This is a genomic window from Nocardioides sp. P86 (assembly GCF_023712465.1).
In the GTDB taxonomy this organism is placed as follows: domain Bacteria; phylum Actinomycetota; class Actinomycetes; order Propionibacteriales; family Nocardioidaceae; genus Nocardioides; species Nocardioides kribbensis.
In genome coordinates this window covers 958,129-982,683 of the sequence record NZ_JAMAYE010000001.1, presented here as the reverse complement: position 1 = coordinate 982,683, position 24,555 = coordinate 958,129, and the positions used below count along the sequence as shown (strand labels likewise).

The 24,555-nt window shown below is 75.8% G+C and carries 28 protein-coding genes; 11 read left to right on the top strand and 17 right to left on the bottom strand.

What is annotated here, in order from left to right; all coding sequences use genetic code 11:
- Positions 1 to 1,035, top strand: a complete 1,035-nt coding sequence (locus tag M3673_RS04500; protein ID WP_251532279.1) for a glycine betaine ABC transporter substrate-binding protein — start codon at positions 1 to 3, stop codon at positions 1,033 to 1,035.
- On the opposite strand, the gene M3673_RS04495 is transcribed toward M3673_RS04500, so the two are convergent.
- Positions 1,025 to 1,549 (bottom strand): GNAT family N-acetyltransferase, encoded by a 525-nt coding sequence (locus tag M3673_RS04495; protein WP_251532272.1) that lies wholly within the window; start codon positions 1,547 to 1,549, stop codon positions 1,025 to 1,027. The two genes, M3673_RS04500 and M3673_RS04495, sit on opposite strands and share 11 nt — an antisense overlap.
- 997 nt (positions 1,550 to 2,546) lie before the next feature.
- Here M3673_RS04495 and M3673_RS04490 point away from each other — a divergent pair.
- Positions 2,547 to 3,221: a response regulator transcription factor gene (locus M3673_RS04490; protein WP_251532777.1), complete on the top strand. Its 675-nt coding sequence runs from the start codon at positions 2,547 to 2,549 to the stop codon at positions 3,219 to 3,221.
- 22 nt (positions 3,222 to 3,243) lie between these two features.
- Here the strand turns inward: M3673_RS04490 and M3673_RS04485 are convergent, their stop codons facing one another.
- From M3673_RS04485 to M3673_RS19565, 4 genes are all read right to left on the bottom strand, one after another.
- Positions 3,244 to 4,863, bottom strand: a complete 1,620-nt coding sequence (locus tag M3673_RS04485) for a GAF domain-containing protein (protein ID WP_251532259.1) — start codon at positions 4,861 to 4,863, stop codon at positions 3,244 to 3,246.
- 110 nt (positions 4,864 to 4,973) lie between these two features.
- Positions 4,974 to 5,390 carry a pyridoxamine 5'-phosphate oxidase family protein gene (locus M3673_RS04480; protein WP_251532257.1) on the bottom strand — a complete coding sequence of 139 codons (417 nt, stop codon included), beginning with the start codon at positions 5,388 to 5,390 and terminating at the stop codon, positions 4,974 to 4,976.
- 90 nt (positions 5,391 to 5,480) lie between these two features.
- The gene (locus tag M3673_RS04475; RefSeq protein WP_374108176.1) at positions 5,481 to 5,900 is read right to left on the bottom strand and encodes a YchJ family protein; all 420 of its coding nucleotides are present in this window, start codon (positions 5,898 to 5,900) and stop codon (positions 5,481 to 5,483) included.
- Positions 5,897 to 6,742: an adenylate/guanylate cyclase domain-containing protein gene (locus M3673_RS19565; protein WP_251532255.1), complete on the bottom strand. Its 846-nt coding sequence runs from the start codon at positions 6,740 to 6,742 to the stop codon at positions 5,897 to 5,899. The genes M3673_RS04475 and M3673_RS19565 overlap by 4 nt, the downstream gene beginning before the upstream one ends.
- An 88-nt stretch (positions 6,743 to 6,830) precedes the next feature.
- On the opposite strand from M3673_RS19565, the gene M3673_RS04465 reads away from it, so the two are divergent.
- The 3 genes from M3673_RS04465 to M3673_RS04455 are packed head-to-tail and all read left to right on the top strand — an operon-like array spanning position 6,831 to position 11,328.
- Positions 6,831 to 7,811: a universal stress protein gene (locus tag M3673_RS04465; RefSeq protein ID WP_251532253.1), complete on the top strand. Its 981-nt coding sequence runs from the start codon at positions 6,831 to 6,833 to the stop codon at positions 7,809 to 7,811.
- 54 nt (positions 7,812 to 7,865) lie between these two features.
- Entirely contained in the window at positions 7,866 to 9,254 is a 1,389-nt protein-coding gene (locus M3673_RS04460; RefSeq protein WP_251532251.1) for a magnesium chelatase, read from the top strand.
- Positions 9,247 to 11,328 (top strand): VWA domain-containing protein, encoded by a 2,082-nt coding sequence (locus M3673_RS04455; protein ID WP_251532249.1) that lies wholly within the window; start codon positions 9,247 to 9,249, stop codon positions 11,326 to 11,328. The genes M3673_RS04460 and M3673_RS04455 overlap by 8 nt, the downstream gene beginning before the upstream one ends.
- Before the next feature lie 28 nt (positions 11,329 to 11,356).
- Here the strand turns inward: M3673_RS04455 and M3673_RS04450 are convergent, their stop codons facing one another.
- From M3673_RS04450 to bla, 5 genes are all read right to left on the bottom strand, one after another.
- Positions 11,357 to 11,752, bottom strand: a complete 396-nt coding sequence (locus tag M3673_RS04450; protein ID WP_251532246.1) for a DUF2695 domain-containing protein — start codon at positions 11,750 to 11,752, stop codon at positions 11,357 to 11,359.
- A gap of 96 nt (positions 11,753 to 11,848) precedes the next feature.
- Complete coding sequence (locus tag M3673_RS04445) at positions 11,849 to 12,001, bottom strand: hypothetical protein (RefSeq protein ID WP_251532244.1); 153 nt, start codon at positions 11,999 to 12,001, stop codon at positions 11,849 to 11,851.
- Positions 12,002 to 12,037: 36 nt separating this feature from the next.
- Positions 12,038 to 12,379, bottom strand: coding sequence for a hypothetical protein (locus M3673_RS04440; RefSeq protein ID WP_251532242.1), 342 nt, complete (start codon positions 12,377 to 12,379; stop codon positions 12,038 to 12,040).
- A gap of 96 nt (positions 12,380 to 12,475) precedes the next feature.
- On the bottom strand, positions 12,476 to 13,372 hold the full coding sequence (locus M3673_RS04435; RefSeq protein WP_251532240.1) for an ABC transporter substrate-binding protein: 897 nt from the start codon (positions 13,370 to 13,372) through the stop codon (positions 12,476 to 12,478).
- A 4-nt stretch (positions 13,373 to 13,376) separates the two neighbouring features.
- Positions 13,377 to 14,357, bottom strand: a complete 981-nt coding sequence (gene bla / locus M3673_RS04430; protein WP_251532232.1) for a class A beta-lactamase — start codon at positions 14,355 to 14,357, stop codon at positions 13,377 to 13,379.
- 44 nt (positions 14,358 to 14,401) lie between these two features.
- Here bla and M3673_RS04425 point away from each other — a divergent pair, with 44 nt between their 5' ends.
- From M3673_RS04425 to M3673_RS04410, 4 genes are all read left to right on the top strand, one after another.
- Entirely contained in the window at positions 14,402 to 15,181 is a 780-nt protein-coding gene (locus M3673_RS04425; protein WP_193662260.1) for a TSUP family transporter, read from the top strand.
- 4 nt (positions 15,182 to 15,185) lie between these two features.
- Entirely contained in the window at positions 15,186 to 15,827 is a 642-nt protein-coding gene (locus tag M3673_RS19560) for a YigZ family protein (protein WP_193662259.1), read from the top strand.
- A 32-nt stretch (positions 15,828 to 15,859) separates the two neighbouring features.
- Positions 15,860 to 16,249 (top strand): pyridoxamine 5'-phosphate oxidase, encoded by a 390-nt coding sequence (locus M3673_RS04415; RefSeq protein WP_193662258.1) that lies wholly within the window; start codon positions 15,860 to 15,862, stop codon positions 16,247 to 16,249.
- 85 nt (positions 16,250 to 16,334) lie between these two features.
- Positions 16,335 to 16,862 (top strand): GNAT family N-acetyltransferase, encoded by a 528-nt coding sequence (locus M3673_RS04410; protein WP_251532230.1) that lies wholly within the window; start codon positions 16,335 to 16,337, stop codon positions 16,860 to 16,862.
- A gap of 13 nt (positions 16,863 to 16,875) precedes the next feature.
- On the opposite strand, the gene M3673_RS04405 is transcribed toward M3673_RS04410, so the two are convergent.
- Together M3673_RS04405 and M3673_RS04400 are read right to left on the bottom strand one after the other, a co-directional pair.
- The gene (locus M3673_RS04405; protein WP_251532228.1) at positions 16,876 to 17,421 is read right to left on the bottom strand and encodes a hypothetical protein; all 546 of its coding nucleotides are present in this window, start codon (positions 17,419 to 17,421) and stop codon (positions 16,876 to 16,878) included.
- Between the two features lie 24 nt (positions 17,422 to 17,445).
- Positions 17,446 to 18,780 (bottom strand): AarF/ABC1/UbiB kinase family protein, encoded by a 1,335-nt coding sequence (locus M3673_RS04400; RefSeq protein WP_251532226.1) that lies wholly within the window; start codon positions 18,778 to 18,780, stop codon positions 17,446 to 17,448.
- Positions 18,781 to 18,873: 93 nt separating this feature from the next.
- Here M3673_RS04400 and M3673_RS04395 point away from each other — a divergent pair, with 93 nt between their 5' ends.
- A complete protein-coding gene (locus tag M3673_RS04395; protein WP_251532224.1) occupies positions 18,874 to 19,260 on the top strand; it encodes a hypothetical protein in 387 nt (128 codons plus the stop codon).
- Here M3673_RS04395 and M3673_RS04390 read toward each other — a convergent pair.
- The 5 genes from M3673_RS04390 to M3673_RS04370 form a co-directional block, all read right to left on the bottom strand.
- Entirely contained in the window at positions 19,257 to 20,531 is a 1,275-nt protein-coding gene (locus tag M3673_RS04390) for an MFS transporter (RefSeq protein ID WP_251532222.1), read from the bottom strand. The two genes, M3673_RS04395 and M3673_RS04390, sit on opposite strands and share 4 nt — an antisense overlap.
- Positions 20,532 to 20,569: 38 nt before the next feature.
- Positions 20,570 to 21,625 (bottom strand): YihY/virulence factor BrkB family protein, encoded by a 1,056-nt coding sequence (locus tag M3673_RS04385; RefSeq protein WP_251532220.1) that lies wholly within the window; start codon positions 21,623 to 21,625, stop codon positions 20,570 to 20,572.
- On the bottom strand, positions 21,612 to 22,118 hold the full coding sequence (locus M3673_RS04380) for a TetR/AcrR family transcriptional regulator C-terminal domain-containing protein (protein WP_251532218.1): 507 nt from the start codon (positions 22,116 to 22,118) through the stop codon (positions 21,612 to 21,614). The genes M3673_RS04385 and M3673_RS04380 overlap by 14 nt, the downstream gene beginning before the upstream one ends.
- 68 nt (positions 22,119 to 22,186) lie before the next feature.
- The gene (aqpZ, locus tag M3673_RS04375; protein ID WP_251532216.1) at positions 22,187 to 22,960 is read right to left on the bottom strand and encodes an aquaporin Z; all 774 of its coding nucleotides are present in this window, start codon (positions 22,958 to 22,960) and stop codon (positions 22,187 to 22,189) included.
- Between the two features lie 204 nt (positions 22,961 to 23,164).
- Positions 23,165 to 23,338, bottom strand: a complete 174-nt coding sequence (locus M3673_RS04370; protein WP_251532215.1) for a CsbD family protein — start codon at positions 23,336 to 23,338, stop codon at positions 23,165 to 23,167.
- 134 nt (positions 23,339 to 23,472) lie between these two features.
- On the opposite strand from M3673_RS04370, the gene M3673_RS04365 reads away from it, so the two are divergent.
- Positions 23,473 to 24,507 carry a LacI family DNA-binding transcriptional regulator gene (locus M3673_RS04365; RefSeq protein ID WP_251532213.1) on the top strand — a complete coding sequence of 345 codons (1,035 nt, stop codon included), beginning with the start codon at positions 23,473 to 23,475 and terminating at the stop codon, positions 24,505 to 24,507.
- The last annotated feature ends 48 nt before the right edge of the window (positions 24,508 to 24,555 follow it).

The window sequence follows — 24,555 nt, the reverse complement described above, 5'->3', positions numbered from 1 at the left end:
ATGACCGGTCCTGCCACCCACCCCACCCACCCCACCCGCCCCACCCGTCTGCGCACGCGCGCCCGCCGCCTGGCCGCCACCGGGCTGGCCGTCGCGGCGCTGGCCGTGCCTGCGGGCTGCGGCCTGGGCACCGCCGGCGGCTACGTGCCCGACGCGACCCTGGCCGGTCCGCTCGAGGGCGTCTCGCTGGAGGGCACCGAGATCGCCGTGGGCTCGAAGAACTTCTCCGAGAACATCCTGCTCGGCAAGATCGTGCTCATCCTGATGAAGGCCGCCGGCGCCGAGGTCACCGACCTCACCAACATCCCCGGCAGCAACTCCGCCCGCCAGGCCCAGGTGCAGGGCGAGATCGACGCGATGTGGGAGTACACCGGCACGGCCTGGATCTCCTACCTCGGCGAGGACGAGCCGATCGAGGGCACCGAGGAGCAGTACGAGGCGGTCGCCGAGCGCGACCTGGCCGAGAACGACCTGCGCTGGCTGCCGCCCACCCCGGCCAACAACACCTACGGCTTCGCCATGACCGCGCAGAGCGCCGAGCGGCTGGGCATCACCAAGCTCTCGCAGATCCAGGACATCCCCGTCGACGAGCGCACCTTCTGCGTGGAGTCGGAGTTCGAGAACCGGCCCGACGGCCTGCCGGGCATGCTGAAGACCTACGACATCCCGCGCGGCGAGGCCCAGGGCACCCCCGACGACAACATCGGGCTCTACCAGACCGGCGCGATCTACGAGGCGACCGCGCAGGGGGAGTGCACCTTCGGCGAGGTGTTCACCACCGACGGTCGGATCCTGGCCCTCGACCTCACCGTGCTCGAGGACGACCGGCAGTACTTCCCCAACTACAACATCTCGCTGGTGGTGGGCGAGCAGCTGGTCGAGGACCACCCCGAGATCGAGGAGCTCGTCGACCCGGTGGCCGCCGAGCTGACCAACGAGGTGCTGCTGGGACTCAACGCCGAGATCGACGTCGAGGGCCGCGAGGCCTCCGACGTGGCCGAGGACTGGCTGCGCCAGGAGGGCTTCATCGCCTGAGCGGCAGCTCCATGAGGATCAGGTCGGGTCGGTCGGCGCGCAGCCAGGCGGGCCGGGCGGTGCCGACCTCGACCCAGCCGCGCCGGCGGTAGACGGCCAGTGCGCGCGGGTGGGAGGGGGCCACGTCGAGCACCGGGCGCAGCCCGGCGTCGCGGATCCAGGCGACGGCGCGGTCGAGCAGCAGCCCGCCCGTGCCGGTGCCCTGGGTCGCGGGGTCGACGTAGAGCACCGCCACCATGGCCGGGGCGGGCTCCGGGGCCGGGCGCGCGAAGGCCTCGGCCATGTCGGGCGGCACGTCGGTGACCGAGACGTGGCCGACGACGCGCCCCTCGCGCTCGGCCACCCAGGCCGCGCGCTCGCCGGGGCGCACCACGAACTCCTCGGCCGGGAAGGGCAGCGGCCAGCGCATCGGGTAGCCCGAGCCGGGCTGCTGGGCGGCCAGCACCGCGACCAGGGCGGGCAGGTCGTCGGGGCGGCGCGGCCGCACCGCGACGGAGGCACGTACGTCGGACACGTCGCCATCCTGCCGCCCCGGTAGCCTCCGGGCCGTGCCGACCCCCGCGACCCCCTCGAGCCACGTGCTCGACCTCTTCGCGGTGCCCGAGGTCGTCGAGCCGCTCCCCGGGGCGCTCACCGACAGCGTGCGCGCCGGGGACCTCGTGCTCAGCCCCGGTCGGGACGCCGCCGTGCAGGCCTGGCTGAGCCCGCTGCTGGCGCGCCTGGCCGTGCGCCTCGACGAGCGCCCCGACCGCCGGGCCCAGGACCTGCGGGTGGCGATGCCGGTGCCGGCGCGCGACGGCGCCTGGGTCGTCGAGGGGTGGGCGGCCAGCCGCTGGGAGCCGGGCACGACCGCCTGCCTCGACCCTGCGGTGACGCTGGCCGCGGGGCGGCTGCTGCACGCCCGGCTGGCCCCGCTCGTGACCGAGCCGCCCGCGGTGGTGCTGGAGCGCACCGACGCCCGGGCCCGCGCCGAGCGGCTGGCCTTCGCGGGCGGCGCCGACCTGCGTGCCGCAGCCGGCACGCTCCCGGCCGGTGCCGCGGGACTCGTGCGCCGCGTCGCCGACCTGCTCGACGGGCTCGACCCCGTCGCGGCCTCCCCGGCGGCGACCCGCCACCAGCTCGTGCACGCCGACCTCGCCGGGCACGTGCTGCTCGACGCCGCCGGGGCCCCGGTGGTGGTCGACGTCGACCCGGCGTGGCGCCCGCCGCTGTGGGCCGAGGCGGTCGCCGCCCTCGACCTCGTGCGCGGCGGCGCCGACCCCGCCCGCCTCGACCGCTACGCCGGTGCGGCGACCCGCGCCGCGCTGCTGCGGGCGGTGCTCTTCGGGGCGCTGGTCGACCCCGCGGCCGACGTCGCGGCGTACACGGCGGTGCTCGACCGGCTGGACGTGGTAGATCTGGGTGGTCACGACGGGCCCCACGGCCCGACCCGGTGGCCGAGACCGAGGAGCTGCACCGTGGCTGACCAGACACCGTCCGACCACACCCCGAGCGACCAGGGCGACCGGAGTGTGCAGGCCGGGCAGGACCGCCCGGTCCGCGTGTTCCTCCTCGACGACCACGAGGTGGTGCGCCAGGGCATCCGTGCGCTGCTGGAGCAGTCGGGCGGCATCGAGGTGGTCGGGGAGTCGGGCTCGGCGCACGAGGCCATCTCCCGCATCCCCGCCCTGCGCCCCGACGTGGCCGTGCTCGACGCCCGCCTGCCCGACGGCTCGGGCATCGAGGTGTGCCGCGCGGTGCGCGCCGTGGACCCCGGCATCAAGGCGCTGGTGCTGACCTCCTACGACGACGACGAGGCCCTCTTCGCCGCGATCATGGCCGGCGCCGCGGGCTACGTGCTCAAGCAGATCCGCGGCCAGGACCTCGTCGGCGCCGTGCGCTCGGTCGCCATGGGGCACTCCCTCATCGACCCCGCTCTCACCGACCGGGTGCTCGACCGGGTGCGCACCGGCTCGGCGACCGTGCCGGAGCTGGCCGAGCTGACCGACCAGGAGCTCAAGCTGCTCGCGCTCATCGCCGAGGGCCTCACCAACCGCCAGATCGGCGAGCGGGTGCACCTGGCGGAGAAGACCGTCAAGAACTACGTGTCGAGCATCCTGGCCAAGCTCGGCCTGGAGCGGCGCACCCAGGCCGCCGTGCTGGCCAGCCGACTGCTGGGCCCGGGCGCCGGGAGCCCCCGGGACTGAGCGGCACCCGGGCCCCACGGGCTCACGACCCGGCGCGGGCGCGCCACACCAGCACCGTGCCGCGCGGCTCGCGGGGGGCCAGCTCCAGGGAGCCCCCGAGCCCCTCGGCGCGGTGGGCGGCGTTGCGCAGCCCGCTCTCGACGCGCTCGACGGGCAGACCGCGACCGTCGTCCTCGACGCGCAGCGTCACCTCGCCGTCGTCGACGCCGAGGGTGACCCAGGCGGCCCCGGCCTCGGCGTGGCGGGCGATGTTGCTGAGGGCCTCGCGCAGCACCGGCAGCAGGTGCTCGCGCACCCGGGCGGGGACCGCGGTGTCGACCGGGCCCTCGGTGCGCAGCAGCGGGGTGAAGCCGAGCAGGGGGGCGGCGTCGCCGACCAGCTCGTCGAGCTCGTCGCGCAGGGTGGCCACGCTGCGGTGGCGCAGCGCGAAGATGGTGCCGCGGATGTCGCGGATCGTGGCGTCGAGGTCGTCGACGGCGCGGTCCACCCGCGCCGCGACCTCCCGGTCGGTGGTCAGCATGCCGACGCCCTGCAGCTGCAGGCCGGTGGCGAAGAGGCGCTGGATCACCACGTCGTGCAGGTCGCGGGCGATCCGCTCCCGGTCGGAGACGACCGCCATCTGGGCCCGCTCGGCCAGCGCCTGCGCCCGGTCGAGGGACAGGGCGGCCTGGTCGGCGAAGGAGACCAGCAGCTCGCGCTCCTCGACGTCCTGCGGTCCGTGGGCGAGGTCGGTGACCACAGCGAGGGCGACCGGCGAGGTGAGGTGGGTCCGCACGGGCACCAGCACGACCGCCTGGCCCTCGACCTCGAGGTCGACCGGCTCCGGCAGCGGTCCCTCGACCGCGTCGACGTGGCCGGCGACGAGCGGCAGGGCGGCCTCGAGCAGGTCGGTGAACGCCTCGCGCTGGGCCTCGTGGCAGGCCAGCGCCACGATCGTCGGGGCCTGCGGGCCGGTGGGCAGGCGCAGCACGGCCGCCGCGCGGGCACGCCCCACCGTGCGGGTCGCCTCGGCCACGCGCACGAGGGTGTCGCCCCGGTCGACGGGCGGCTGGAGGTGCTCGCCCAGCACCGCCGCGGCCTCCAGCCACTCCCGCCGTCGCTCGCTCAGGCCGTAGGCGCGCGCGTTGCCGATGACGAAGCCGGCCGCCGAGGCCAGCGCCTCGACCAGCGCGACGTCCTCGTCGGTGAAGCCGGGCTCGGGCTCCGCAGCGTCCTCGACAGGGCTCTTCTGCGTCAGGTAGAGATTGCCGAAGACCGCGCCGCGCACCCGCACGGGCACCCCGAGGAAGGTCCGCATCGGGGGGTGGTGGGCGGGGAAGCCGTAGGAGGCGGGGTGGGCGGAGAGGTCCTGCAGGCGCAGCGGCTCGGGGTGGTCGACCAGCAGCCGCAGGATGCCCCGGCCGTGCGGCGGGGCGCCGATCGCCTCACGCTCGGCGTCGTCGAGGCCGGTGGTGACGAAGTCGGACAGGTCGCCGTCGCGGCCGATGACGCCCAGGGCGGCGTACTGGGCGCCGGTGAGCTCGGCGGCCGACTCCACGATGCGCAGCAGCACGCTGTGGAGGTCGAGGTCGGAGGAGATGGCGACCACGGCGTCCAGCAGCGCGTGGGTGGAGCCGCTGAGGTCGAGTCGACGGTGGGGCATCGGCTCAGTGTGGCGCACGGAGGGCCTCCTGCGTCAGGGCCGGCCCGGCCCGTCGTGCGGGGTCGGCCGGGCGGATCGGCCGGGCGGGGCGGTCGGGCGGGTGAGGGCGGTCAGGCCGAGTGCGCGACCGACGACGCACCGAAGCTGCGGCCGGTGACGTCGGTGGTCGGCAGCGCGACCACGAGCGTGCGGGTGCCGGCGGCCCACGGCACGGGCCAGCACTCCCGCACCGCCGCCAGCTGGGCGGGGTCGGTCACGAACTCCCCGCGCCCCCGCACCACCACGCTCCAGCCGCTGCGGCTGGCCACGTCGAGCGCGTCGACCTCGAAGGCGACCAGGCCCTCGCGGGCGTGCGTGCCGACGATGCTCCACGGGCTGGTGCGCACGACCACGCGGCCGTCGTGGAGCACGTAGGTCAGCGGCACGATGTGGGGCCCGCCCGGCGTGGAGACGGCCATCCGGCCGACCTCCGCCTCGCGCAGGTGGGCGAGGCACTCGTCGGGGGAGAGGTCGCGGTGGTGGAGCACGCCTCCGAGCCTGCGCCGGGGCGCTCGGGCGCGGCGAGGGCCGATGGTCCTCTCCCCACGGGACGGGTGTCCTCGGCTCCGCGAGGGGGTCTACCCGCCGGCCCCGCCGTGGTCGCCACCGTGGTCGCCTCCGTGGTCGCCGCCGCTGCCGTCGAGGTAGACCCACCGCCCGGCCCGCCGCACGAAGCGGCTGTGCTCGCGCTGCTCGCCGGGGAGCCCGTGCCGCTCGTAGCGGGCCACGAAGGCGACGTCGTCGGCCCCGGCCGAGAGCACCTCGAGCCCGGTCCACACCGTGGCGGGGTCGAGCTCGACGTCGTCGGGGCGGGTGCGCGGGTGCCACGTGCGGAAGAGGTACGCCGCGTCGCCCACCGCGAAGGCGGCGTAGCGGGAGCGCATCAGCTCCTCGGGGGTCTCCGCCCGCGCAGCGCCACGGTGCAGGCGCCCGCAGCAGGCGTCGTAGGCCGCGCCGCTGCCGCACGGGCAGGTCGCGCGCAGCGGTCCGGTGCTCACCCGACCTCCCCGCGGGGAAGGACCCGCCACAGGGCGTGCACGCCCGGCAGGCCCTTGAGCCCGACCTCCCCGGCCTCGACCAGGTCGACCGCGGCGTCGTCGTCGAGGGCGGCGCGCACGGCCTCGCTGGCCAGCACCTCCCCGCCCTGGGCGGTGTCGGCGACCCGGGCGGCCATGGCGACGTTGCGCCCGAAGTAGTCGCCGTCGCGGGCGACCACGGGACCGGTGTGGATGCCGATGCGGACCCGCACCGGCGCCACCAGCCGCAGCCGGGGGTCGAGGGTGCGCTTGAGGTCGCGCTGCACCCCCACGGCGGCGCGGCAGGCCGCCTCGGGATCGCGGAAGGCGACCATGAAGCCGTCGCCGGCGGTCTTGACCACCTGGCCGCGGTAGCGCTCGATCCGGGCGCGCAGGAGGATGTCGTGGGCCTGGAGCACCCGCACCCAGGTGGCGTCGCCGAGCCGTTCGTTGAGCCGTGTCGACCCCTCGATGTCGGAGAACAGCAGCGTCACCCGACCGTCGGAGCTGGCCATGCTCGCCACGCTCTGCTGCTGCTCGGCGGCCCAGGCCTGGAGGTCCTCCAGCGAGGACTGGAGCAGACCCGCCACGCCCTGCTCGCGGACCCTGGTGGCGGTCCGCACGACCCGGCGTACGGCGCGCTCGGCCGGGGTGGCCGCGGGACGCGGGCGCAGGGCGACGTCGAGGTCGGCCTCCAGCACGGCGATGCGCCGCCGCGCCGCGCGCTCCCGCCGGCGGGCGGCCGACAGGCACAGGGCCAGCGCGGCCACGGCAGCGGCGAGCACGGCGCTGAGCGCCGCCAGGAGGACCACCGCGAGCGTCACGAGCCGAGAGCGTAGCGACGACCGAGGGCCCGCGGGATCGGGACCTTCGTCCGTGGCTGCCGCCCGCGGGGCTGGTGAGGCTGGAGCCATGACGGTGACCGACCTCTCCTCCTCCGCCCGCCCGACCGCCGACCTGCCCACCGGCGCCGTGGTCGTCGGGATCGACGGCTCCCACGACGCCGACCTCGCGCTGGCGTGGGCGGCGCGGCAGTGCCTGCTGCTGCGCCGGCCCCTGGCCCTGGTGCACGCCTACCGCCTGGTGGGCTCGGTGTGGCTCGACCAGGCCGGCATCGACTCGCGCGACGTGCTCGACGCCGTGGGCGACGACGCGTGCACGCTGCTCCAGGACGCCCGGGGGCGGGTGCTGGCCGACCACCCCGACCTCGAGGTGGTGCTGCTGATGCGTGCCGACGACCCGCGCTCCATGCTGGAGGACCTCTCCCGCCACGCCTCGCTGCTCGTGCTCGGGTCGCGGGGGCGCGGCCCCGTGGCCTCGCTGCTGCTGGGCTCGGTGAGCGTCGCCGTCGCGCGCCACGCCCACTGCCCGGTCGTCGTGGTGCGCCCCGGCGCCGCCGTGCGCCGCCCCGGCCGGGCGGGTCGGGGCGCCCACCCCGACGACCGCCCGCGCGGCGGGGTGCTGGTCGGCGTCGACGGCACCCCGGGCTCGCTCGCGGTGGTCGAGTTCGGCTACCAGCAGGCGGCGCTGCGCGGCCTGCCGCTGGAGGTGCTCCACTGCGTCTGGGACGTGCGGGCCACCGCCGCCGGGCTGCACCGCGCCCCGGCCGAGGACCCCGAGGTCGCCGACGTGCGCGCCCTGCTGTCGGAGGCGGTCGCCGGCCTGGCCGAGCGGCACCCCGGCGTCGACGTCACCCTGACCGTCGCCTACGGCCTGGCCGACGACGAGATCGTCGCTGCCTCGCGGGGGCGCGACCTCACCGTCGTGGGCTACCGCCCCGGCTCCCCGGTGCGCTCGCTGCTGCTCGGCTCCGTGGCCCCGGCCGTGCTCGAGCACGCCGACGGCGCCGTGGCCGTGGTGCCCGTGGCCCCGCTGGGAGCCGAGCGCCCCTGACCCGCGTCCCGGCGCGCGACGGCGCGGTTGCGACCCGTCAGTAGCGTGGATCGCGTGACGTCTGCTCCCACCTCCACCACCGTCGGCGAGCTGCGGGCCTCGGGCCACGAGCACCGCCCGCTGCGCACCGAGATCCGCGACAACCTCCTCGCCGCCCTGCGCGAGGGCCGCGACCCCTGGCCCGGCCTGCACGGCCTCCAGGACACCGTGATCCCCCAGCTCGAGCGCGCCCTCATCGCCGGCCACGACATCGTGCTGCTCGGCGAGCGCGGCCAGGGCAAGACCAGGCTGCTGCGCACCATGGTCGGCCTGCTCGACGAGTGGACCCCGGTCATCGCCGGCTCCGAGCTCGGCGAGCACCCCTACGACCCCATCACCGTGGCCTCGCGCCGCCGGGCCGGCGAGCTCGGCGACGCCCTGCCGATCACCTGGCGCCACCGCGACGAGCGCTACGCCGAGAAGCTGGCCACCCCCGACACCAGCGTGGCCGACCTCATCGGCGACGTCGACCCGATGAAGGTGGCCGAGGGCCGCTCGCTGGGCGACCCGGAGACCATCCACTTCGGGCTCATCCCGCGCAGCCACCGCGGCATCGTGGCCATCAACGAGCTGCCCGACCTCGCCGAGCGGATCCAGGTGGCGATGCTCAACGTGATGGAGGAGCGCGACATCCAGATCCGCGGCTACGTGCTGCGCCTGCCGCTCGACACCCTCGTGGTCGCCAGCGCCAACCCCGAGGACTACACCAACCGCGGCCGCATCATCACCCCGCTCAAGGACCGCTTCGGCGCCGAGATCCGCACCCACTACCCGACCGAGCTGGTCGACGAGGTCGCGGTGATCCGGCAGGAGGCCGACCTCGTGGCCGAGGTGCCCGACTACCTCGTCGAGATCCTCGCCCGCTTCACCCGCAACCTGCGCGAGTCCTCCTCGGTCGACCAGCGCTCCGGCGTCTCGGCCCGCTTCGCCATCGCCGGCGCCGAGACCATCGCGGCCGCCGCCATCCACCGCGCGGTCTCCCAGGGCGAGGACGACGCCGTGGCGCGCCCGGTGGACCTCGAGACCGCCGTCGACGTGCTCGGCGGCAAGATCGAGTTCGAGTCGGGCGAGGAGGGCCGCGAGGGTGAGATCCTCACCCACCTGCTGCGCACCGCCACCGCCGAGACCGTGCGCACGCACTTCCGCGGTCTCGACTTCGGCGTGCTCGTCGACGCCCTCGAGAGGGGCGTGATGGTCACCACCGGCGAGCAGGTCACCGCCCGCGACTTCCTCACCGGGCTGCCGGTGCTGGGGGAGTCGGAGCTCTACGACGACGTCTGCGACCGGCTCGGCGCGACCAACGACGGCCAGCGCGCCGGCGCCATCGAGCTGGCCCTCGAGGGGCTCTACCTCGCCCGCAAGGTGAGCAAGGAGTCCGGGGGTGGCGAGACCGTCTATGGCTGACCGCTGGAGCCGCCGCCGCGCCGCGAGCTACGGCCGCTACGACGGGGGCGCCGACCCGCTCGCCCCGCCCGTCGACCTGGCCGAGGCCCTCGACGCCATCGGCGAGGACGTGATGGCCGGTGCCTCGCCGGAGCGGGCGATGCGCGAGTTCCTGCGTCGCGGCGGCCGCGACCAGCAGGGCCTCGACGACCTCGCCCGCCAGGTCGCGGAGAAGCGTCGCGAGCTGCTGTCGCGCCACAACCTCGACGGCACGATGCAGGAGGTGCGCGAGCTCCTCGACCGCGCCGTGCTCGAGGAGCGCAAGCAGCTGGCGCGCGACGCGATGATGGACGACGCCGACCGGGCCTTCCGCGAGATGCAGCTCGAGGGCCTCCCGCCGAGCCCCGCGGCCGCGGTCAGCGAGCTGTCGTCCTACGACTGGCAGTCGCGCGAGGCCCGCGAGGCCTTCGAGCAGATCAAGGACCTGCTCGGTCGCGAGATGCTCGACCAGCGCTTCGCCGGCATGAAGCAGGCCCTGGAGAACGCCACCGACGAGGACCGCGCCGCGGTCGCCGCGATGGTCTCCGACCTCAACGACCTGCTCGACAAGCACCGTCGCGGCGAGGACACCGAGCAGGACTTCGCCGACTTCATGGACGAGCACGGCCAGCAATTCCCCGAGGACCCCCAGAGCGTGGAGGAGCTGCTCGACTCCCTGGCCCAGCGCGCCGCCGCCGCCCAGCGGATGCGCAACTCCATGACCCAGGAGCAGCGCGACGAGCTCGACGCGCTGGCGGCGCAGGCCTTCGGCTCACCGGAGCTGATGGACCAGCTCGGCCGTCTCGACGGCAACCTCCAGGCGCTGCGCCCCGGCGAGGACTGGGGCGGCTCGGAGCGCATGGACGGCCAGGAGGGCCTCGGCCTCGGCGACGGCACGGGCGCCTTCCAGGACCTCGCCGACCTCGACGCGCTCTCCGAGCAGCTCTCGCAGTCCTACGGCGGCGCGCGCATGGACGACCTCGACCTCGAGCTGCTGGCCAAGCAGCTCGGCGACGCCGCGGGCGTCGACGCCCGCACCCTGCAGCAGCTCGAGCACGCGCTGCGCGACTCCGGGACGCTGCAGCGCGGCTCCGACGGCCAGCTGCGGCTGACCCCGAAGGCCATGCGCCAGCTCGGCAGGTCGCTGCTGCGCGACGTGGCCCAGCGCATCTCCGGGCGTCAGGGCCAGCGCGACCTCGACCGCGCCGGCGCCTCGGGCGAGCGCTCCGGCGCGACCCGGTCGTGGGCCTTCGGCGACACCGAGCCGTGGGACGTCACCCGCACGGTCACCAACGCCGTGCTGCGCACGGTCTCCGAGGGCGGCTCGGCCGCCGACGGCGTGCGGCTGACCATCGACGACGTCGAGGTGCAGGAGACCGAGGCCCGCACCCAGGCCTGCGTGGCGCTGCTGGTCGACACGTCGTTCTCGATGGCGATGGACGGGCGCTGGGTGCCGATGAAGCGCACCGCGCTGGCGCTGCACACCCTCATCCGCAGCCGCTTCCGCGGCGACCACCTGCAGCTGATCGGCTTCGGCCGCAGCGCCCAGGTCATGGAGATCGAGGAGCTCACCGCCCTCGACGCCATGTGGGACAAGGGCACCAACCTGCACCACGCGCTGCTGCTGGCCAACCGCCACTTCCGCAAGCACCCCAACGCCCAGCCGGTGCTGCTCATCGTCACCGACGGCGAGCCGACCTCCCACCTGGAGACCAGCGGCGAGGTCTACTTCAGCTACCCGCCCCACCCGCTCACCGTGGCCTACGCCGTGCGCGAGCTCGACAACGCGATGCGGCTGGGGGCCCAGACCACCTTCTTCCGTCTCGGCGAGGACCCCGGTCTGGCCCGCTTCATCGAGCAGATGGCCCAGCGGGTCGACGGCCGGGTCGTCGCCCCCGAGCTCGACGACCTCGGCGCCGCCGTGGTCGGCTCCTACCTCGGCGACCGCAGCGGCCGCTCCGGCGGGGACGGCGGCTGGGACGAGGGCGGCGCCCGCGGCGGCGGCTACGGCGGTCTCTTCGGCGGCGGCCGGGGCTGGTGGGTCGGGGGCGACTGAGGCCGCGGCCCCGCCTCGGGCCCTCGGCTCAGCGCGGGGCGCGCTCCCAGTGGCCGCAGCCCCGCGACGACGTCCGGCGCACCCCTGCGCAGTCGGGCCACCGCGCGGGCGCGCTGAGCTCGTCGGTGTGCAGGTCGCGCTCCATCACGTGGCGGGCCGGTCGCCACCCCGCGGCGAGCGCGGCGCAGTCGCACCCGCCGCCTCGGTGGGAGAGCCGCCGCTCCAGCCCCGTCGCCGTGGGGGAGCGCACCTCGCGGAAGCGCTCGGCCCAGCGCATCGAGCCGTCGCAGCCGTGGGCCTGCAGCATCCGGGCCACGAAGCACAGCGAGCACTCACGCGGGCGCGGCCAGGTCGCCTCGGCGGCCTCGTCGAGGATCGGGACCGCTACGCGGTCGCGCAACGGCGGGGTGTCGTGGTCGTGCACGCGTCCTCCGCTCCCGTCCGGTGCGCCCTGCTCCGGCGTACGGACAGGTCTAGCGGGGGGCACCGACAGTCGCGGGCGGAGGAGGCACGAGGGCCGCTAGGACCGCGCCACCGCCGCGCCGAAGGAGCGCGGCGAGCGCAACCAATCGACCGCGACCCCGCCGTCGGGCCGCGAGCCGGCGACCCTGACCTCCACCCGCACCGGGCCCTCGCCCGGCTCGGCCTCGAAGCAGTCGGTGTCGAGGCGCATCCTGACCAGGTCGTCGGCGTAGCGGGGGTGCAGGGCCTAGTCGCACAGCACGCGCTCCCCGGTCTCGCGCAGGCTCCACGAGGAGGTGCGCAGCAGCGCGTAGTCGGTGCCGGCGAAGAACCCGCCGGTGAGCACGTAGTCGGGCTCCCGGTCACCGTCGGTGTCGAGGAAGACCGAGCCCCCGGTGACCGTCGGGCCGCTCTTGCGCAGGTCGCGCACCTCCACCGTCACCCGCACGGCGCCCTCCCGGTTGACCACGGTCACCGCGCGCAGGTCGGAGGGGTGGTCGAGGTCGCCGGCCTTGTCGGAGAACGTCCTCGTCGCGGCGCTCGCCGGCAGCGCCGTCGTCACCAGCACGGCCACTGTCGACGCCACCACGGCGCCCACCGAGCGGCTCCCGCGTCTCGTCAGGACCATCCCCACCACGACCTTCCACATCCGCGCGGCACCCCGACGGGCGCCGTCACCCCAGGCCTACTCCGGTGCGTGCGGCGGCGCAACCGCCCGACGGCCCTCGACGTCTCCCGCGGGGTGCAGCACGGCGGCGAGCTCCTCGACGCCGTCGACGACGCGCGGGCCGGGGCGGGCCCAGTGGGCGTCGGCGTCCACGGGGTGCACGAGGGCCCCGGCGGGCAGCAGGCCCGCGGTGAGGAGCGCGTCGGCCTGCTGGCGCGCGCCCTCGCGGTCGTAGCCGCACGGGGCGACCACCACGACGTCGGGGCGCGCCTCGTGCACGCGCTCCCACAGCACCCGGGTCGACTTCTCGCCCGCAGCGCCGAGCACGCACTCACCGCCGGCGGCCTCGACCATCTCGGGGATCCAGTGGCCGGGGGCGTAGGGCGGGTCGGTCCACTCCAGCACCACCACCCGCGGGCGGGGCCGGCCCGCCACGCGCGCCCGGACGGCGTCGAGGCGGGTCGACAGCGAGGCGGCGAGCGCCTGCGCGGCAGGCTCGCGGCCGGTGGCCCGGCCCAGGGCGACGACGGTGTCGAGGACCTCCGCCAGGGTGTGGGGGTCGCAGGTCAGGACCTCCGCGGTGCAGCCCAGGTGCGCCAGCGCTTCGTCGACCACGCCGACGTCGACCGCGCAGACCGCACAGAGGTCCTGGGTCACCACGAGGTCGGCGTCGAGCCCTGCCAGGGCGCCGGCGTCGAGACGGTAGAGGTCCTCACCGCGTGCGGCCGCAGCGGAGACGAAGGCGTCGATCTCCTCCGGCGCCAGCCCCTCGGGCATCGCCGAGGTCGACACGATGGTGCGGCTGCGGGCCTCGGCGGGGGTGTCGCACTCGAAGGTCACGCCGACGACGTCGTCGCCCGCGCCGATGGCGAAGAGCGCCTCGGTGGTGGCGGGGAGGAGGGAGACGATGCGCACGCCGTCAGTCTGCCTCTCCGAGCCCGCGGGCCACGACCCCGGCGGCCGCCGCGACCAGGGCGTCGCGCGCGACGGCGTCGACGTCCTCGCTGCGGGTCAGGACGGCCACCACGACCGGTGCGCGGCCGGGCGGGGTGACGACGGCGACGTCGTTGCGGGCGGCGTAGGTGGCCCCCGACCCGGACTTGTCGGCGACCGCCCAGTCGTCGGGCACGCCGGCGCGCACCAGGGTGTCACCGGTCTCGTTGCCCGACATCCACCGCAGCAGCAGCCGTCGGTCGGAGGGAGCGAGGGTGTCGTCGACCGCGAGGGTGCGCAGCGTGGTGGCCAGCGCCCGCGGCGTGGTGGTGTCGCGGTCGTCGCCGGGCTCGAAGCGGTTGAGCGCCGGCTCGGTGCGCCGCGGGTCGGTCACCCGGTCGCCCAGCCCGCGCAGGGCACGACGCAGGCCGTCGGGCCCGCCGATCGCCTCGAGCACGATGTTGCCGGCGGTGTTGTCGCTGACCCGCACGGCGGCCTCGGCGGCGGCGCCGAGGGTGAGGCCGCGCCCCACCCGTTGCTCGACCACGGGGGAGTACTCGACCAGGTCGGTGCGGCGCACCGGCACGACCCGCTCGAGCTGGGAGGGCGTCGTGCGGTCGAGCAGCACCGCGGCGGCCAGCGCCTTGACGGTCGAGGCGTAGGGGAAGCGCTCGTCGGCGCGGTGGGCCACGGTCTCACCGGTGGCGGTGTCGATGGCCACGACGCCGACCCGGGCGGCGTACCGCTCCTCCAGGGCGGCGAACGCGGCTCGCCCGGTGGCCGGCTGCTGCGGGTCGACCGAGGAGGTGGCCCCGGGGCCGCCCGAGGGTCCGCTGCTGCGTGCAGGGGCGTCGTCGCCCCCCGCGCCCGAGCCGCAGCCGGCGGTCAGCACGAGGGCGAGGAGACCCGCCGCGCGGGGCAGGCGGCGGCGGGGGCGGTCGGACAGGGGCGGGAGGGCACGCGTCACCCCTCCTGCCTACCAGCCCCGGCCAGACGCCTACAGTCGGCGCGGTGGGGGACCTGTCGCTGACCGTGATCGCGCTCCTGGCCCTCGCGGCGGTCTCGGCGGGCTTCGTGGACGCCGTGGTGGGCGGCGGCGGTCTCATCCAGCTGCCGGCGCTGCTGCTCGGCCTGCCGGGCGCCTCGCCGGTGCAGGTGCTGGCGACCAACAAGCTGGCCTCGATCTGCGGCACCAGCACGAGCGCGGTGACCTTCTACCGCCGCGTGCGCCCCGACCCGCGCACCTTCCTGCCGCTCATGCTGGCCGCCTTCGTCGGCTCCGCGCTGGGCGCACTGGTCGCCTCGCAGGTGCCCCGCGGGGCCTTCGAGCCGATCGTGCTCGTCGCCCTGGTGGTGGTGGGGGCCTACGTGCTGCTCAAGCCCAGCCTCGGCGAGGTCACCGCGCTGCGCTTCGCCGGCCACCACCACACCACCGCTGCGCTCGGCGTCGGGGTCCTCGTCGGCTTCTACGACGGGGCGCTGGGCCCGGGCACCGGCAGCTTCTTCGTCTTCGCCCTCGTCGGCCTGCTCGGCTACGGCTTCCTCGCCGCCTCCGCGCAGGCCAAGATGGCCAACTGGGCCACCAACCTCGCCGCGCTGTGCGTCTTCGTGCCCCAGGGCGCGGTGCTGTGGCAGATCGGGCTGCTCATGGGCGCCTGCAACGTGCTCGGCGCCTACGTCGGCGCGCGCACGGCGGTCGCGCGCGGCGCCGCCTTCGTGCGGGTCTTCTTCCTGCTCGTGGTCTCGGCCTTCGTGGTGCGCCTCGGCGGCGGCGTGCTCGGGGTGTGGTGAGCCCGTGAGCGCCCAGGCCTACGCGACGGTGCGCGGCTCGGTCGCGGTCGAGACCGAGGTGAGGCGCTCGCGCTTCCTGTGCGTCGTGGAGCGCGTCGGGGGCGGGGCCGCGGAGGAGGCCGCCCGGGCCGTGGTCGAGCGGCAGCGGCGTGCCCACCACGACGCACGGCACCACTGCTCCGCCTTCGTCCTCGGTCCGCCGCCGCAGCCGGTGGAGCGCTCCTCCGACGACGGCGAGCCCGCCGGCACGGCCGGCGCCCCGATGCTCGAGGTGCTGCGCGGGGCCGGCCTCAGCGACGTCGTCGCGGTGGTGACGCGCTGGTTCGGCGGCACGCTGCTGGGCGCCGGCGGCCTGGTGCGCGCCTACGGCGACGCCGTGCGCGCCGCGCTCGACGAGGCCGACGTCGTGCACCGCTCGCTGCTCGTCGAGCTCGAGGTCGACGTGCCCCACGCCGACGCGGGCCGGATCGAGGGCGAGCTGCGGACGCGCGGCACCCGCGTCCTCGGGGCGACGTACGCCGGGGCCGTCACCCTGCGCCTGGGGGTGGCCCCCGAGCGCGAGCCGGCCCTCCACGCCACGCTGGCCGAGCTGAGCTCCGGGGCGCTCGCGGCCCGCGAGGTCGGTCGCCGCTGGGTCGACGCCTGACCCCGGTCGCGGGCAGCGCCTAGGCTCGGGGCATGAGCATCCCCGTGGAGATCGCCGACCTGGCCGCCGCGCTCGAGGACTTCGGCGCGGGCTACCTGCTGACCGTCTCCACCTCGGCCGGGGTGAAGGCCGTGACGGTCGAGCCGACCCTCGAGGGCGGCACGCTGCTCGTGCGTGCCCCCGGGCGCGGCACGCTGGCCAACCTCGCGGCCCACGAGGCGGTGACCGTGCTCTTCCCGCCCCGCGAGCCGCGCGGCCACAGCCTGCTCGTCGACGGCACCGCCACGGCCTGCGGCGACACGGGCGAGGACGTGAGGGTCGAGCCCACCGGCGCGGTGCTGCACCGCCCGGCCGACCACGCCGACGGGCCGCCCGCCCCGGGAGCGGGCGGCTGCGGCCACGACTGCGCGCCGGTCACCTGAGCGCGGGGCAGGACGACCAGGCAGGACGACCAGGCAGGACGACCAGGCAGGACGACCAGGCAGGACGACCAGGCAGGATGACCGGGTGACCGAGCAGCCCTCCGCCGCGCCCGACCCCGCCATCCGTCCCGCGACCGAGGCCGACTGGCCGCGCGTGTGGACCTTCTTCGAGCAGATCGTGCGGGCCGGGGAGACCTACGCCTACCCCGAGGACCTCACCTCAGAGGAGGCCCGTGCCCTGTGGACCGGCGGCCCGGGGGCGGTGGTCGTGCTCGAGGAGGACGGCGAGGTGCTCGGCAGCGCCAGGATGGGCCCCAACCGGCCCGGCCGGGGCGCCCACGTCGGCACGGCGTCCTTCATGGTCTCCGAGCGGGCCCGCGGGCGCGGGGTCGGGCGTCGGCTGGGCGAGCACGTGGTGCGGTGGCACCGCGACCAGGGCTTCCGCGCCATCCAGTTCAACGCGGTGGTCGAGACCAACACCGCGGCCGTGGCGCTGTGGCGCTCGCTGGGCTTCACCGTCGTCGGCACCGTGCCGGAGGCCTTCGACTCCCGCGCCCACGGCCTGGTCGGGCTCCACGTGATGCACCTGCCGCTGACGGGCCCCACGCCCTAGCACCACCAGCGGGTCAGGTCGCGGGGCCGGCGGGGCCCGGGTCGTGCCCGCGGACCTCCGCGGTGAGGCCGGAGGCGAGCAGCGCCAGCCCGGCGAGCAGCCCCGCGACCGGCGCCGCGTCCCCGACGCCCAGGCCCGCCGCCACCGCGCCGGCGCCGCCGACCAGCACCAGCAGGCCGCCGAGCCGGGTGAAGACGGGTGCGCCGAAGGCGCGTGCGAAGGGCAGGAAGTGGGCGCCCACGACGAGCACCACCCAGGGCAGCACCACCGCCTCGAGGTCGAGGGCCACCCACGCGCGCGCCCCGACGACGATCGCGACCGCCATCAGCGTGACGCTCCAGCCGTAGGTGCGCAGCGCTCTGCGCGGGGGTGCCGCGCCCCCGCCGCTGCGGCCGCCGCGACCGCGTCGGGCGACCAGTGCCGCACCCACGGTCAGGACGAGCAGGGCCACTGCCGCGGCCCGCAGCCAGGTGGTGGCGGCCAGGTCGCCGGCGGCGTTCCAGACGAAGAGCGCGCCACCTGCGGCTCCGACCACGCTCCCGAGAGATCGACCGTCCACCGGGCCAGCCAACCATGCCCCGGCTCAGCCCTCCGCGAAGCCCGGCATCGACTCGGTGAGGATCTCGCGGAAGGGCACCTCGGCCTCGAGCTGGCTGAGGATGCCGATCGCGCCCAGCCAGGTGCGGTGGATGAGGAGGTAGGACGGGGGCAGGTTGATCTTGATGGCGACGGTGAAGGAGGGGTCGCGGGGGTTGTTGATCCGCTGGAACTGCTCCTGCATCCAGGCGCGGGTGAAGCGGAAGCGCTCGGTCTTGGTCGGCTCGACGAAGGGCGCGAGGTAGTCGAGCAGCTGCTGGGGGTCGAGGCTGACCTTGTCGCGCACGAAGCCCTCGCCCCGCAGCCCCTCCATGAGGGCCTCGGCGTCGCCGGTGGAGGCGATGCGGATGAGCCGGCCGGTGGCCTCGGGCAGGCGCCCCTCGGGCAGCCGGGCGACGGCGCCGAAGTCGAGCACGCCCATGCCGCCGGGCTCGTCGTCGCGGCGGGGCAGGATGCGGAAGTTGCCGGGGTGGGGGTCGGCGTGGAGCATGCCCGTGCGCGCCGGCCCACCCACGAGGAAGCGCACGAAGAGCTCGCCGTAGTGGTCGCGCTCGGCCTGGGTGCCCTCGGCGACCACCTTGGCCAGCGAGGAGGTCGACTCGAGCCACTCGGTGACCAGGGTGGTGTCGCCGGCGGCCACCACGTCGGGCACGAGGATGTCGGGGTCGTCGCGGAAGGCGGCTGCGAAGGCCCGCTGGGCCTCGGCCTCGAGGCGGTAGTCGAGCTCCTCCTCGGTGCGGGCCTGCATCTCCTCGATGAGCGGCTTGACGTCGAGACCGGGCACCATCGGCCCGATGGTGCGGGCCAGGCGGGAGAGCTGCTTGAGGTCGGAGCGCAGGGCGTCGCCGGCGCCGGGGTACTGCACCTTCACCGCGACGTCGCGCCCGTCGTGCCACCGGCCCTTGTGCACCTGGCCGATCGAGGCGGCCGCCGTCGGGCCGCCGTCGAGCCAGGTCAGCTGGCTGCGCCAGGTCGGGCCGAGGTCGGAGGCGATGGTGTCGCGCACGGTCTGGGTCGGCATGGGGGGTGCGGAGTCCTGGAGCTTGGTCAGCTCGGCGCGGTAGGGACCGGCGAGCTCCTCGGGCAGGGCGGCCTCGAGCACCGAGAGCGCCTGGCCGAACTTCATGGCCCCGCCCTTGAGCTCGCCCAGGGTGCGGAAGACCTGCTCGGCCGTGCGCTGCTGGATGTCGGACATGACGGTCTCGGCGGGCTTGCCGCCGATCCGCTTGCCGAAGCCGAGCGCGCTGCGGCCGGCGTATCCCAGCGGCAGGGCCGCGAGGCGGGCCGTGCGCGCTGCTGCCTTGCGGGGGAGTTCGGGCATGGCCCCATCCTCCCCGAGCCGACCTAATCCGGGTGGGGTCGGACGAGCCCGCGTGCTCAGGCGCCGGGGTGCGGCGCCCCCGAGGCTGGGGCGATGAGCTACTCCTTCATCCTGCTGCGCACCGCCCTCCAGGTGTTCGGGCTGCTGATCACGCTCGGGCTGGCCACGGCCGGGTCGGCGCTGCTCGGATTCGGTGTCATGACCGCGTGCACGTCGACGACGCCGTCGTGCGGTCTGACCGACGCCGTGCTCGTCGTCGGCTGGCTGCTCCAGGGGGCGCTGCTCCTGGTGGCGGCCGCGCTCTGCGCCGGCCCCGTCGTACGCCGGCTGCGCCCGGCCACCCACCTGGCCCTGGCCGCGGCGGTGCCGCTCGTGGCGGTGCTGGTGCTCGCGGGCACCGGCTGGGTCGCCGACCGGTCCTACTGCCTGCCGTGGCACGACCCGGTCGGTCCCGGCGACTACTGCGACGTGACCCTCTAGGCCCGTCGCGGGGTGGCCCGGCGCAGCGCCGGAAGCAGGGCGAGGGCGAGCAGCCCGCCGCCCAGCGAGAGCGTCGCGAAGCTGCTGGCGCCGACCACCAGGCCCGACAGCACGCCGCCGGTGGCACCGGCCAGGGCGACCAGCACGTCGATGCTGCCCTGCACGCGCGGCCGGGTGGCCGGCTCGGTGGCGTCGACCACGAGGGCCGTGCCGGCGATGAGGCCGAGGTTCCAGCCCAGGCCGAGCAGCACCAGGGCCAGGGTGGTGAGCACGAGCGAGTCGCCGGGCGCGAGGGCCGCGGTGACCCCGGAGGCCAGCAGCACCGCGCCGGCGAGCACCGCCACCGGCGTGCGGCCCCACCGGTCGACCAGCCGGCCGGTGAGCGGGGAGGGCAGGTACATCGCGGCGATGTGCAGGCTGATCACGAGGCCGACGTCGGCCAGGTCGTGGCCGTGCTCGCGCATGTGCACCGGCGTCATCGTCATGATCGCCACCATCGTGACCTGAGTGAGCACCATGACGGTGGCCCCGACGTGGGCGCCGGGTCGGGTGCCGGGGCGGGTGCCGGGCCGGGTGTCGGGGGAGACCGGCGCACCGGCCGCGGCCGGTGCGGGTGCGGTGTCGAGGCGGCGGGCGAGCAGCAAGGGGTCGGGCCGCAGCAGGGCGAGCAGCACGACCCCGGCCGCGGAGTAGGCCACCGCGGCGAGCAGGAACGGCCCGGCCAGGGCGGGCAGACCGAGCCCGACGGCGAGGCGGCCCAGCGGCCCGACGAGGTTGGGCCCAGCGACGGCGCCGACCGTGGTGGCCACCAGCGCGGTGCTGATCGCGCGGCCGCGCTCGGCGGGGGAGGCCAGGTCGGTGCCGGCGTACCTCGCCTGGAGGTTGGTGGCCGTGCCGGCGCCGTAGACCAGCAGGGCCGGGAGCAGCAGCACGACGCTGTCGAGGGCGGCGGCCACGACGATGCCCGCCGCTCCGGCGCCGCCGGCCAGGAAGCCCGCGGCGAGCCCGACGCGGCGCCCGAGCCGCTGGCTGGTGCGCCCCACGACGTACGCCGCGAGCGCCGAGCCGAGGGTGAAGAGCGCGACGGGCAGCCCGGCCAGACCGTCGGAGCCGAGCATCTGCTGGGCCAGCAGCGCCCCGACCGTGACGCCCGCGGCCAGCCCGGCACCGCCCAGCACCTGGCCGGTCACGACCACGCGCATCGTGCGCCGCTGCACGCGCAGGCGCTCGGTCTCGCCGACCGAGGCGGTCCCGGCGGTGGGTGCGGTCACGTCGGCCTCCTGGGCGGCGGTGGGGTGGCCCCCGGAACCTAGCCGGGCCCGGAGGACCTGTCGTCGCCGAGGTCCTCGGGGAGGTCGTCGGGCAGGTGCTCGGTGGCGAAGCCCACCTCGACGCGCTGGAAGCCCTTGAGCTGCTGGGCCTTGGCCAGGTCGGTGTAGGAGCGCACGTCGCCCTCGGTGAGGGTGACGTTGTCGGTGAAGGGCGTCAGCAGGGTGCGCGGGTGGAGGCGGTCGACGAGCACGACGTTGAGCTCCAGGCAGAGCACCAGCATCACGCTGGTGAGGTAGAGGAAGCCGAGCAGACCCAGCACGACGGCGAAGACGCCGTTGGTGGCGCTGGCGCCACCGCTCGAGGCGCCGACCAGCGCGACCCCGGCGTACTGGAGCCCGAGCCAGGCCACTGCCGCCACGCAGGCCCCGGGCAGCACGTCGCGCCGCTCCAGCTCACGGGTCGTGGCGAAACGGAAGACGAAGGAGAAGGCGGCGGCGTGGATGAGCAGGGTGCCGACGAGGATCGCCACCGACGAGAGCGGGCCGAGCACGTCGATCGCGCCCACGATCCCGGCGACGGCCGTGGTGGCGAGCACGTCGGCTCCGATCACGCCGAGCAGCACCAGGCTGCGGCCGCGGGCGGCGATGGGGTTGGGGCGCTGGTTGCGCGGCACGGTCCAGGCGTTGTTGACGGCGTTCTGCACCGCCTGGCCCACGCCCATCGCGCCGTAGAGCGCGCCGCCGAGACCGACGACGATGCCGGTCACGCCGCCGCCGAGGCCCTCGGGGCGCTGGAGGTCGTCACCGACCGCCGGCAGCTGCGCCAGCGCGGAGTCGAGCAGGCGCTCCTGGAGGTCGGGGTGGCCGACGAGCACGAAGCCGAGGATCGTCGAGGCCAGGAGCAGCAGCGGGAAGAGCGAGACGAAGGCGTAGTAGGTGATCTGCGCCGACAGGCTGCCGCCCGCGTCGTCGACGTACTTGTAGACCACCGCCAGGGGCAGGCCCACGGCCTTGTGGCGCTGCTGGAAGCGGTCGATCCGGGAGACCAGGCCCTCGTCCTCGGTGTGCTCGGGGCGGGTCTCAGTGCTCGGCACGCAGGGCCTCCATCCGGGCCAGGACGGCCTCGAGGGCGTCGTCGAACTCGTCGGCGTCGTGGTCCTCGGCCAGGCTGGCGCCGAGGCGGTCGAGCACGGGCCGGCGACCCCGGGCCGCGGGGTCGCCGGGCACCCCGGGGGAGTCGGGGGAGTCGGGGCCACCTGCGTGCAGCGAGGCCTCGAGCAGCAGGTGGCCGAGCACGCAGGTCACGAACGCACGGTACGCCGCCACCGCGGCCGCGTCGTCGAACCCGCCGTCGACGAGCACGACCAGCACCTCCTCGACCCAGTCGACGTCGCCCAGCGGCGGGCGCAGCCCCGGCGCCGCCGCGGGGGCCGTCGCCAGGGTGGCGAAGGCCTCCGGGCGGGCCAGCGCGACGCGGCGCAGGTCGTGGGCCAGCCGCTGGAGGTGGTCCTGCCAGCAGTGCGCCGCGCCCGGGTCGGCGCGGCGCTCCGCGCGCAGCCGGTCGAGGAGGTGGGGCAGGTCGTCCACGGGTGTCCTTGCGGTCTCGTCGGTGGTTTACAGCGTAAATCGAGGGCCTGCGTCGGGCCGGAGGCGGGTCAGTGCCGCGTGTCGCCCTCGATGTCGACCCCCGCGTGGCGGTCGCCGGTGGCGCCGGCGTAGGCGAGACCGGCCAGCGCGGCTCCGACGAGGGGCGCGACGATGAAGAGCCAGGACTGGCCGAGGGCGGCGGTGTCGAACCAGGCCACGCCCAGGGTGCGGGCGGGGTTGACCGAGGTGTTGGTCACCGGGATCGAGACCAGGTGCACCAGCGTCAGGGTGAGGCCGATGGCCAGGGGGCCGAAGCCGGAAGGTGCGCGACGGTCGGTGACGCCGAGGATGACGAAGACGAAGACGGCGGTGAGCACGACCTCGGTGACCGCGGCGGCGAGCAGGGTGTAGCCGGCCGGCGACAGGTCGCCGTAGCCGTTGGTGGCGAAGCCATCGGCGGTGGTGAAGCCCTCGCGGCCCGAGGCGATGACGTAGAGCAGGCCGCCCGCGACGCTCGCCCCCACCAATTGGGCGCCGACGTAGGCCGGCACGTCGCGCCACGCGAAGCGGCGGGCGACCGCGAGGCCGAGGCTGACGGCGGGGTTGAAGTGGCCGCCCGAGACGTGGCCGACGGCGTAGGCCATCGTCAGCACGGCCAGGCCGAAGGCCAGCGCGACGCCGAGGTAGCCGACCTCGTCACCGGCCAGGACGGCGGTGCCGCAACCGGCCAGCACGAGCCAGAAGGTGCCGACGGTCTCGGCGGCCAGGCGCACCGGCAGCGCCGGCGGCGCCGGTGCGGGAGTGGTGCGCGGGCGGGCCGGGGTGGTGGTCGAGCGGGACATCGGGTCGTGCCTCCTGGTCGTGACGCGCGGTGGCGTCGGTCGGTCGGTGGGTGGGGCCCCGGCGGTCCGGGGCGCGACAGGCGGCCCTCGCACGACGCGGACCGGTCGCGGGAGAGCCGCCTGCTGGGCGTGAGGAGTGCGGTGCGGGGGAGCGTCACGCGGCGCGCCGGTCGTCGACCGGCCCCCGGGGGCCTGGGGCCCGGGTCAGCCCTTGAAGACGTCCTTGACGTCCTCGCCGGTCTTCTTGGCCGAGGCCTTGGTCTGGTCGGCCTTGCCCTCCGCCTTCAGCGAGTCGTTGCCGGTGACGTCCCCGACGACCTCCTTGGCCTTGCCGAGAGCATCCTCAGCGGCGTTCTTGACCTTGTCAGCGATGCCCATGATGGTTCCTCCTCGGCGTGGTGGGTCGTTCGTGGATGCGAACACCAGGTAGTCGCACCGACCTGCGCGATCGTCACGCGCGGCCGGGATGATCTGGATCACGCCGGGGGGTCGGCGGTGTGTAGCCTCCCCCCATGCCGGGGCCCCCCCGTCGCGCCGCGACGATCTACGACGTCGCCCGCGAGGCCGCGGTGAGCATCTCGACGGTGTCCAACGTGCTCAACAAGCCCGAGCGGGTGGCGCGGCCCACCCGCGAGCGCGTCCTCGCCGTCGCCGACGAGCTGGGCTACGTGCCGAAGTCGAGCGCGGCGCACCTGGCCCGCAAGCGGGTCGGGCGGATCGGGGTCGTCGCTCCCTTCACCGCCTACCCGTCCTACCTCCAGCGGCTCACCGGGATCCTCCGCGGCGCCTCCGGCCAGCAGCTGGAGGTCGGGGTCTTCGACCACGAGTCGGCGGCCACGGCCGCGACACCGCTGCTGGCGAGCATCCCCGTGCGCGGTGCGGTCGACGGCCTGATCGTCATGGGCTCCTCGATCGAGCAGGTGGTCGAGGAGCGGCTGCTGGCCCACGGGGTGCCGGTGGTCGTGGTCGACGCCGACAGCGGCGCCTTCAGCGTGGTGACCATCGACGACTTCGGCGCCGGTCGCACCGCCGCGCAGCACCTGCTCGACCTCGGCCACCGCCGGCTCGGCTACGTGCTGGAGCGGCAGGAGGCGGAGTACGAGTCGCAGGCGCGACGCCGACTCGGGGGCTTCCGCGAGGCGGTCGCCGAGGTGCCCGGGGCCACCCTCGAGGTGGTCTCCTGCCTCGGCACCGCGGCGGCCGCGGAGCAGGTCGCGGCCGGGATGCTGGCCGGCGGACCGGGCGGGCGGCCGACGGCGGTGATGGCCCACTTCGACGACCTCGCGCTCGGTGTCGTGCGGGCCGCGCGGGCGCTCGCGCTGCGGGTGCCCGACGACGTGAGCGTGCTCGGCTTCGACGACGGGCCGGTCGCCGACGCCGCCGACCTGTCCACGGTGCACCAGCCCTTCGAGGAGTCCGGGGAGGTCGCCGTACGCCTCCTGCTGCAGGCGATGGCGGCGGCCGTCGCCGGGGCAGCCGCCCCGCAGCGCCAGACCTCGGTGCTCGACTGCTCGCTGGTGCAGCGCGCCTCCACCGCCGCCCCGTGACGGGGCGCCGCGTCCTCGGAGCGGCCAGCGAGGGTCCCGTACAGCGAC